The 10423-nt window shown below is 37.3% G+C and carries 6 protein-coding genes and 2 pseudogenes; 4 read left to right on the top strand and 4 right to left on the bottom strand.

The window, feature by feature from the left end:
• Positions 1-169, top strand: a pseudogene (locus ENH88_RS03745) (ATP-dependent helicase); the annotation flags it as partial.
• Between the two features lie 31 nt (positions 170-200).
• On the opposite strand, the gene ENH88_RS03740 reads toward ENH88_RS03745, so the two are convergent.
• Together ENH88_RS03740 and ENH88_RS03735 are read right to left on the bottom strand one after the other, a co-directional pair.
• On the bottom strand, positions 201-1700 hold the full coding sequence (locus ENH88_RS03740; RefSeq protein ID WP_024599922.1) for an amidase family protein: 1500 nt from the start codon (positions 1698-1700) through the stop codon (positions 201-203).
• A gap of 95 nt (positions 1701-1795) precedes the next feature.
• The gene (locus ENH88_RS03735; protein WP_024599923.1) at positions 1796-3403 is read right to left on the bottom strand and encodes an NAD(P)/FAD-dependent oxidoreductase; all 1608 of its coding nucleotides are present in this window, start codon (positions 3401-3403) and stop codon (positions 1796-1798) included.
• A gap of 194 nt (positions 3404-3597) precedes the next feature.
• Between ENH88_RS03735 and fdxA the strand changes: the two genes are divergently transcribed.
• The 3 genes from fdxA to ENH88_RS03720 all read left to right on the top strand — a co-directional run bounded on the left by fdxA (position 3598) and on the right by ENH88_RS03720 (position 8631).
• Complete coding sequence (gene fdxA, locus ENH88_RS03730; protein ID WP_024599924.1) at positions 3598-3921, top strand: ferredoxin FdxA; 324 nt, start codon at positions 3598-3600, stop codon at positions 3919-3921.
• Between the two features lie 135 nt (positions 3922-4056).
• Positions 4057-6300 (top strand): carbohydrate binding family 9 domain-containing protein, encoded by a 2244-nt coding sequence (locus ENH88_RS03725; RefSeq protein WP_024599925.1) that lies wholly within the window; start codon positions 4057-4059, stop codon positions 6298-6300.
• A gap of 576 nt (positions 6301-6876) precedes the next feature.
• Positions 6877-8631, top strand: a complete 1755-nt coding sequence (locus ENH88_RS03720; protein ID WP_414704784.1) for a putative bifunctional diguanylate cyclase/phosphodiesterase — start codon at positions 6877-6879, stop codon at positions 8629-8631.
• A 70-nt stretch (positions 8632-8701) separates the two neighbouring features.
• On the opposite strand, the gene ENH88_RS03715 is transcribed toward ENH88_RS03720, so the two are convergent.
• Complete coding sequence (locus ENH88_RS03715; protein ID WP_024599927.1) at positions 8702-9406, bottom strand: TorF family putative porin; 705 nt, start codon at positions 9404-9406, stop codon at positions 8702-8704.
• Positions 9407-9415: 9 nt separating this feature from the next.
• Positions 9416-10327 (bottom strand): annotated as a pseudogene (locus ENH88_RS03710) (BCCT family transporter); the annotation flags it as partial.
• Positions 10328-10423: the final 96 nt, after the last annotated feature.

Below are 10423 nucleotides of genomic sequence, written 5' to 3'. Positions count from 1 at the left end.
TGAAGTACTAATTGATAAAATTGGTAAAAAACCAGCGCATTTACGCCGTACACGTTCTAACAAGTTATCAGGACAAGCAACCGGTGAAGCGAGAGCAGTAAATCGCTCACGTATTTCAAGCGTTCGTAAAAGCTTAAAAGGCGAAGAACTGTCACTTAAAAAGTCATAGTTACGCCGTTTAGTTTAAAAAAAACCTGAGTTTACTCAGGTTTTTTTGTGCCTGGTGATAACACCTCGTCAATAATATTTGCGTATAAATAAGCCGCTTGCTCGTCCTCTTTATTTGCTATTATGGACAAACCAACCGGTAAACCACTTACTTTTCCGACCGGTAGGGTTATGTGCGTTGTGCCAGCAATAGCAGATAACGAACTACTACTGCCATTAAAATTATCACCATTAACTAAGTCAGTTTTCCAGGCGGGGGATACTGTAGGCGCTATAACAATATCAAGCTTGTTGTTTTTGTATACATTAACAATGGCTGTCGTTGCTAAAGTGCGATAGCGTTCTTTAGTCTCCTGGTATTTTTGTTTGTTAGTTAAATCAATAGCCTGTGATTGAACTAGGATGTCTTGCTCAAAGTGGGGCATTTCTGTTTTTTTATTTTGAATATTAAAATTAATAAGTGCTTTTAGGCTTTTAACAGCCACTTGTGTTGGAGTGTTTGCGAGGTAATGATTAATTTCGGCTTTAAAGTCGTAGAGTAAAATATAGTATTCATCAGCAAATAGCGTATCTAAGTTATCAGTAATATCTACATTAATAACAGTGTGCCCAGCCTGTTTTAATGCTTGTAACTGCTTGGCATAAAGGCGCTGCGTTTCAACTGTAAATTTGTCGCTAGGCAGTGCACCAATAATAAGTGATGATTTTGATTTTAGATTACCTGTTTTTAATTCAAACCCTGTAGTTGTCGCATCAAGGGAGTCTTCACCTTGCAAAACAGATAAAACCAGCAGCGAATCTTTAAGTGAATGCGCCATCGGCCCTACTGAATCTTGGCTACTTGAAAGAGGCACAACGCCTGAGCGTGATACTTGGCCCATACTCGGTTTTATTGCATAAACTCCATTTACTGAGGCAGGGCACGTAATTGAACCGTCTGTTTCAGTCCCTAATGCTATAGGCGCAAAGTTAAGTGCTACCGCAACAGCAGAGCCTGCACTAGAACCACATGGGTTACGTGTTACATCGTGCGCATTATGTGTTTGTCCGCCTACAGCACTCCAGCCCGAAGATGAATAGGATGAACGAAAATTTGCCCACTCACTTAAATTAGCTTTACCTAAAATTATAGCGCCCGCATTTCGTAGTTGTTTAACAACAAAAGCATCATTATTAGTAACGTTATTTTTAAGTGCTAAAGAGCCAGCCGTTGTGGGAAGGGTGCCTCTAGTTTCTATATTATCTTTAAGAAGTACAGGTATTCCATGTAATGGTCCAGCCCAAGTTCCTTTAGTGGCAAGTTCATCTAACGTTTTAGCTTGAGCAAGTGCTGTAGGCTCTAAGCTAATAACCGCATTATATTGTGGATTAAGTTTATTAATTCGGTCTATATAATTTTGGGTGAGTTGCTGTGCATTAATAGAATTATTTTTATATGCACTGTGAATTTCACCGATGGTTTTTAGTTCTTGTGCTTTAGTGTTAAAAATTGCTAATACACTAAGCAGCGAAAAGGTAAATGTTTTGATCATTGTTGAGGTGCTTGGATTGTTATTATTTTCTATACATTTAGCACAAAAAAGCCTCACAAAGTGAGGCTTTTCGATAAACAGCTTAAAAAAGAGGTTTAAGCGTTTTCTAGCATAGACAGCGCAACCGCCTCAGCTGCTTTAATACCATCAATACCCGCTGATAAAATACCGCCAGCGTAACCTGCACCTTCACCAGCAGGGTAAAGCCCTTTAGTATTAATGCTTTGGAACGTTTTATCGCGTTTAATACTGATTGGCGACGAAGTACGTGTTTCAACACCAGTTAGTAAACCGTCATTAGTAGAAAAACCACGGATTTGTTTATTAAAAGCAGGTATAGCTTCGCGAAGAGCATCAATAGCAAATTGCGGTAGTACCTTACTTAAATCAGTTAACTTAATACCGGGGGTGTAAGATGGTTGTACTTCACCTAACTCTGCAGATGATCTACCTTTTAAGAAGTCACCAATTAATTGTGCTGGTGCATCGTAGTTGCTACCACCAAGCTCATACGCTTGCTCTTCAAGTTTACGTTGTAAGTCTATACCAGCAAGCGGATTACCAGGAAAATCCTGCTCTGGAGAAATACCTACAACAATAGCGCTGTTAGCATTGCGCTCACTTCGCGAATATTGGCTCATGCCATTGGTTACTACACGTCCTTCTTCAGACGTTGCCGCTACAACAGTACCGCCTGGGCACATACAAAAGCTGTAAACTGTGCGACCATTATCACAATGGTGAACAAGTTTATAATCGGCAGAGCCTAAAATAGGGTTACCGGCATTTGTACCAAAACGGCATTCATCGATCATTGATTGTTTATGTTCGATTCTAAAACCGACTGAGAATGGCTTTGCTTCAACGTAAATGCCTTTTTTGTGGATCATGTCAAACGTGTCACGAGCACTGTGACCTACAGCTAATACAACATGGCGAGTATTTAACTGCTCACCATTTGAAAGCGTTAAGCCTGTTACTTGCCCATCATCTAAATGAATGTCGTCAACACGTGTACTAAAGCGAATTTCACCACCGAGTTCGATTATACGAGCACGCATTTTTTCAATCATGGTGACAAGTTTAAATGTACCAATATGTGGCTTACTTACGTATAAAATTTCATCTGGTGCGCCAGCTTCTACAAATTCAGTAATGACTTTACGACCATAATGTTTTGGATCTTTTACTTGGCTGTATAATTTACCATCTGAAAAAGTACCTGCGCCACCTTCACCAAACTGTACGTTTGATTCTGTATTAAGTGTACGTTTACGCCAAAATCCAAACGTGTCTTTTGTACGTTCACGTACTTCTTTACCGCGCTCTAATATAATGGGATTAAAACCCATTTGAGCAAGTAATAAGCCTGCAAATAAACCACAAGGGCCAAAACCAATAACGACAGGGCGCTCTGTTATATTTTCGCTGGCTTGGGCTACAAATTTATAGTTTGTGTCTGGCGCTACTTTTACATGTTGGTCTTTTTCAAATGCTGAGAGTAGCTTGGCTTCGTTATCAACTTCTATATCGAGTGTATAAATAAGTAAAATAGCTGATTTTTTACGTGCGTCATAACCACGTTTGAACACATTAAAACTGTGCAATTGTTCTGGTTGGATTTTTAGTTTATTTACAATTGCTTGACCAATTGCATCTTCGTCATGATCAAGTGGCAGCTTTATTTCGGTTAAACGTATCATTTATATCTCTTTTAGGTGTCATAGCGGGGTATTATTACCGCTCACAATAAGGGAATGCAGGGCACAATGGGTGTGCAAACATAAGGCGCGTATTTTACGTTAAAATAGGGTGATATGGCACTTATTTATTGTATTTTTGGGGTGGATGGGTATGATCCACAACTGTTGTTTAAAATCTTAGGTATTAAAATAGTATGGCGTTTGTAGTCACCGAAAATTGTATAAAATGCAAGTACACCGATTGCGTGTCAGTGTGCCCAGCAGATGCATTTTTTGAAGGCCCTAATTTTTTAGCTATTAGCCCGATTGATTGTATCGATTGCGGTTTATGTGTCCCTGAATGTTCAGCTGATGCAATATACCAAGAAGATGAGCTACCAGAATCTCAAAAAGAGTTCACAGAATTAAATGCTGAACTCGCATTGGTCTGGCCGCGCATTACAGAGGTTAAACCTGCACCAGAGGACGCTGATGTATGGAATGGTATAGACAATAAGCTTAAACTACTCGAAACTTGATGGGTAACATTAGTTACTCCTTTATCATTAAATAGTTAATTTTTCATTTCAAAGTATTAACAAATGTACCTGGATAAATTACAATCCCCAGCTTAAGTTACTCCCTATGAGTAATTACAGTCTAAATGGATGTTTATGCAGTACTTTATAACTATAATAAAAAAGTTTACCTTCCTATTTTTAAGTTTCGTTTTATTACTCTCAAGCCTTGATGTAGCGGCTAGTAAACAGCAAGTACCCTTATCTCGTATTGATTCAAATATCACTATTGATGGTGTTATGGATGAAGCGCACTGGAAAAACGCGACACGTATACCTCTACTCTACCAAGATGAGCCTAACGAAAAAGGCACACCTCCTGTAAAAACTGATGCTTTTATTTACGAAGATGGCACAAACTTATATGTTGCCTTTATTGCAGAGGATCCAAACCCTGAGCAAATTCGTGCATCACTTCGTGACCGCGATACGCTGTGGGAAGACGACGTAGTTATTCTTGTTATTGATACATTTAATGATGAACGCAGTGGTTATGAATTTCATGTGAATCCCCTTGGTGCACAAGGCGATATAAGAATGACCGACACCGATGGGTGGAGTTCAGATATCTCATGGAATGCTATTTGGGATAGCGCAGGGCAAATTAACGAGAAAGGTTACGTTGTTGAAATGCGTATTCCTTTTAAGGCACTGCGCTTTCCTGAAAATGAAAAAGAGCTAACGTGGGGTTTTTCAGTCATGAGAAACTATCAACGTGATGTTTTATATCAGCTATCAAATATGGGGTTTGATAGAAATATAAAATGTAGCCTTTGTCAGTTTGATAAGTTAGTGGGTTTTAGCGATATTGAATCGAGTAAAAATATTCAATTAACACCTACATTGACCGCACTTCGTAACGATAATAAATCTGAATTACCGGGCAACTGGGATAATGGCGATATTGATACCGAAGTGGGCTTAGATTTGCGTTGGGGTTTAACCAAGGACGCTGTTTTAAATGCGACGATCAATCCAGATTTTTCGCAAGTAGAAACAGACTCTTTAGAGCTTGATGTAAATACAACATTTTCTATTTATTACGCCGAAAAACGACCTTTCTTTTTAGATGGTGCTTCTTACTTTAAAAGCAGTTTATTTGAGCTCTTATACACGCGTACAATTGCAGAGCCTACCTTAGGTGCAAAGCTGACGGGTAAAACGGGTGATCATAGTTATGCTTTGATGCTCGCTGACGACGACAATAGTAATATTTTACTGCCTACGAATCAGGGCTCAGGCTTTGCAAGCCTAAACAAAAAAACGAATGCGGCCGCTGGGCGTTATCAATATGACTTAGGTCAGCAAGGCACTATTGGCATTTCAAGCACGCACAGAGAAAGTGATGACTATCACAACACTGTATTATCAGTGGACGGTAGCTACTGGTTTAATCAATCGGACACTCTTTTGTATCAAGTATCATCTGCTGATACACGTAACTCTGAATTTTTAATTCAAAATTATAACCTATCTGAAACTCAGTCAGATGAAGCATATGCCCTAGAACTTACGCGCGATAAACGTGATTACAAATTGTTTGCATCGTATGAAAATATTGGGCAGGACTATCGCACTGATTTAGGTTATCAAGCTAAAGTAGATTATGAAAAAGTAGGCTTTGGTGGTGGACAAACATGGTACAGAGATGAGTCTGATTTACTTACCTCATGGTCATACGAAGCTGACTGGGATAAAACGTGGGCGCAAAACGGCGACTTACTTGAAGAAGAATACGAAGGCTTTTTAAGCTTCAAAGGCCAAAAGCAATCTATTTTTGAAATTGGTTTAGTGCACCGTTATGAAAACTATAACGATAATTTTTATAATCAAAATATTGGTTTTATTTACACCGGTTTTAAACCCACTAAAGATTTAAAGCTTTCGTTATATATTGAATACGCTAGCCGCATTGATTATGCAAATGAGCAACTAGGCGATGCGTTTGACACTCAAACCCAAGTGGTGTGGGACATTAACGACCATTGGCAACTCGATGTAAAACATAACTACAGCCAATTAGATAATCCGCAAGGGGATCGTGTATTTACTGCTAACCTAGTCGATTTTAGACTTCATTATAAATTTAGTATGCGTTCAATTCTTAAATTAATTTTACAATTTGAAGACATTGATAGAGACGAAAACGCCTATTTTTACCAAGTTAGCCAAATCAATAAAGACTACGGTAGTCAGCTTGTTTACTCATATAAAATTAATGCACAAACGTTGTTTTATTTGGGTTACTCAGATAGAGGTTACCAAGACGATTCTCTTAAAAATATTGAGCGAGATCAACGTACATTTTTTACAAAAGTTAGCTATGCATGGCAGCTTTAAATATTAAAATAATAATTGTATCTGCGATAATTGTTACATTCCTAGGTTTTTTAACAAGGCATGATGTTGAAGAATAATTTTAGGAAATGTTGTATTAAAGCATCGGGAATGTCAGAAAGGATTATCAAAGACAGATACTAAAGGCTGCAATGGTGTGGCCTAGATTGACGCTGAAGAAAAATTATAGAGCTTATTGACGGTATGTATTAAATTTTAAACAATTGAAACCTTTTTGTTTATTTTTGTTAATCCCACCTATACTATATTAAATTGAGTGAGTTAATCCGTTATTGTTACAGTTTTTTGTTATTCTAATGGCTTAGGATTATATCAATGCTTGCTTAGTACTAAATGCAGGCGATATAATTCGTTTTTTGGTGATGGGTTTAATGGGAGAAGCAAAATAGATGGATTTTTTTTATGAGTAAACTTAAACCGCTCGGTTTTATTTTTCTAATTATAATTCTATTTTGTTTTTGTATAAACATAGAGTTAACGAATCAGATCAACCGTATAAATTTATTTAATACCAGTATTGATATACGAAGTTTCGAAATAACTAATACCACTCTTGAAATGGCTCCTTGGTATAACCCCATTTTGAATGGCCATTATATTATTGAGCAGCCTACTGCCGATTTTTTACTTATTAAAACCACTGAGACCCAGTTTGTAGCAGCTGATTCAAATAAGCTAATTGTAATGACGCTTGCATCACCTATTAACTTTTTACTCTTATGTATTTTAGTATTCGGATCTGGTTTGTATTTACGTAGGGAGCGCAGAAAGCGCCACTATAAAAATCAGATAGCAGAGCTTAACCTTCAAGCCAATAGCTTATTAACTGCATTTAACTTGCAAGTAAAACCAGCTGAGAACCCTTTGGGTGTAAGCAGCTTAGGTCAGTCTATAAATAGTTTAAATACGCATGTTGCTAATTATGTAAAACAAACACAAACCAGTATATGCCAAGACAAACTGACGCTGTTAATTGACCGCCATGCTTATATTGAACATATCGACAGACAAATTAATCATGCTAACCAAGAAGATCTCAAATGTGCACTCCTGTTTATCGACCTTGATGGCTTTAAACAAGTAAACGACTCATTTGGTCATAGTTTTGGTGATGAAATATTAGTTCAAGTTGCTACTCGCCTTGCCAATGTTCTACGCCACCATAAATTAAGTAACATAAATAGTGCTAACCAATTAGAGCAAAACTTATCGAGGTTGGGAGGAGATGAATTTTCCATTTTTATAGAGTTACTTGATGATAGCGACAGAGTTGTTGAAATTGCTAAACACGTGCTTAGTGAGCTTGAAAAAGACTTTGTGCTAGGTAATAAAATAGTAAAAATTAGTGCCAGCATTGGTATTGCGTCTTATCCAGAAAGTGCATCAACGCCGCAGGCTCTTTTGCAATTAGCTGACGTGGCTATGTATAGGGCTAAAAGCGATGGTAAGGGGATATTTAAAGTTTACTCACCAGAAATGGGTAACAAAATGCGCCGTTACCATTATTTACTTGAAGAGCTGCGTTTAGCGGTCGCATGTAAAGATTTTTACTTATCTTTTCAACCGATTGTACATGTTGAAGATTGTATGATTGATTATTTTGAGGCGCTTACCCGATGGGATCACCCAGTTGAGGGTATGATCCCCCCTTCAGAATTTATTCCAATAGCAGAGGAATCTAATTTAATATTAGAGCTTGGCGATTGGATTATGCTTGAATCGTGTAGACAGATGGCTGCATGGCACAATGCAGGTATGCGCAAAGTGAAAATATCAGTTAATGTTTCGGGCATTCAATTAAAGCACCGTGATATTTATGATTGGGTAATGAAGAAGCTTAAAAAAACCGGCTTACCAGCTACGTCTCTGATGCTTGAAATTACTGAATCTACATTCATTAAAGCCAGCCCTAAAATAATTAAAGACTTAAGTAGATTAAGAGAAGAGGGCATTACCATTGCAATTGATGATTTTGGTACAGGTTTTAGCTCGTTAAGTACATTAGCTGATTTACCAATAGATGTTATTAAAATTGATCGCTCGTTTATATCTCAAGCTAATAAGAGCCAAAAATATAACGACATATTAAATACAATTAGTGATCTAGGGAAAAAGTTAGGTCTTAAAATTGTGGCTGAAGGCGTTGAAGAAATAGGGCAGTTTGAACTTGTTAAAAAAATGGGTGTGAGTTCTGTTCAGGGTTATTTAGTAAGCCGACCTGAGTCATCAGCTAATGTAGGTAATAAAGTATTACGCAATAACACCAGTAACCTTTCAGCATCGGGTACAAGTGCTTGGGATATTGTTAGTTAGTTAGTTAGTTTATAAATAAAAATGCCACTCTAAATAGAGTGGCATTTTTGTTTAATCAGTAATAATTGTATTAAAGATCAAATGTGCGAGAAACAGCAAGTACGATACGCTCATCAGCATAATCGTAATCTAAGCTTGTGTTTTCAGCAGCCACTTCAATACCAAAACCTTCGTAGCTTGTTTGGTATGCCAAGCGATAGTGGTGGTATGATTTATCACCCTTAGCGCCATCCCACTGAAACTTATCGCCATCAAGTGAATTTGAAATATCAAAACTTGCACGTAGTGCGTGGTTTGGAGCTAGTTCATAAGTGTGAGCAACCATTGAAATTACATGACCGGCGCCTGTTCCAAAGTAATCCCAGCTGTACCAAAAGTTAAGCTCAGTTTGTCCGTACTCACTTGCGTAACCAAATTTTGTGTAAGCTTCAGCGTAGTTTCCATCGCTGTTATTACCTTGGTACGTGTAATAAGCTATACCGTAGTCAACGCTAAATTGCTCATCAAGTTGCACATACTTACCTACATAGGCATCAAGTTCAAAATCAGTGTCGTCACCAAAATCTACATTTGAAGCCCATACACCTGCGTAAACACCGCTGTCAAAGGCATAGTCCAAGCTACCTTGAATTGCAGGATCGCTATCTGTTTGTGTTACACCATTAAAAGTGTAGTCAGACGCTGCAGTGATTGTTGTTGACCAATCAGCTGCTGCAGTTGTTGATAAAAGCGCAAATGGTAGTGCTACTGCAAGTTGTTTTAGTTTGTTATTCATTATTTATCCCTAGTGTACTGTGTCAATTTTTGTGTAATCAATTTCGTTTGCTTTTGGTGAGCTATCTATATTCGTTACTGTTTTAAATTTACTGTAACCAATAAAAGCAGCACAGATAAAGAACAAGCCAATAACTAATGCACCTACCCACTGAATTTGTAAAAATTCCAATTTAAACAATAGTGTAAGTAGTGATAAAGCAACAATGTTTCCGACTATGTATTTCATTTTTCCAAAACGCTTTACGGTAAAGTTTAGGTTATCTGTATATAAACGCACTAACGAATCGAGTGAGTTAATTACAAATACAATACCTACAAATACCATAGCAAAGTTTTTAATACCTTGAGTTGGAATGCCCGCTTCGTGGTAGTGATAAAGTACACTAAACCAAATTGCGATAGGAATAGAAGGGAAAATCAACATTGCAGCCAATACTTGGTATGTTTTAAGTCCACCAACAAAGCGTGATGTAAATTGACCAATCATTATGCTCCATGCGAACCACCAAAATAAGTAAAATTCATGGTAATCATTAAGTGGTAAAACAAATTCATTAATATTAGCAAAGTAAGTACCAATAGAGCCTAAGTTATCTGTAAATGCTGACATTTGACTATCACCGATCACAAATGCGCCAGCCCACATAAAGGCGATTAATACTAAAAATAACCACGTAGTAGAAATACTTAAAATACGTACATATTTAATATCAGTACTTGAGTACACAGCAAAACAGATAGCTGCAAACACAATTAAATAAAACTCAGAAACTATACTTGTTCCATCACCTAATTCGGGTAAATACCATGGTAGGTTTGTAAGCAATAAATAAGCGGTAAATGCACATGTACCAATAATTACAACGTTATTGATAAATTTAACCCAAGGAATTTCGAAAAATTTCACTTTAGGTTCTATTGGTACTTACTTTGCTAATATTAATGAATTTGTTTTACCACTTAATGATTACCATGAATTTTACTTATTTTGGTGGTTCGCATGGAGCATAATGAT

The organism is Pseudoalteromonas prydzensis, assembly GCF_011050055.1.
In the GTDB taxonomy this organism is placed as follows: domain Bacteria; phylum Pseudomonadota; class Gammaproteobacteria; order Enterobacterales; family Alteromonadaceae; genus Pseudoalteromonas; species Pseudoalteromonas prydzensis_A.
This window is presented reverse-complemented; position numbering and strand designations above follow the sequence as displayed.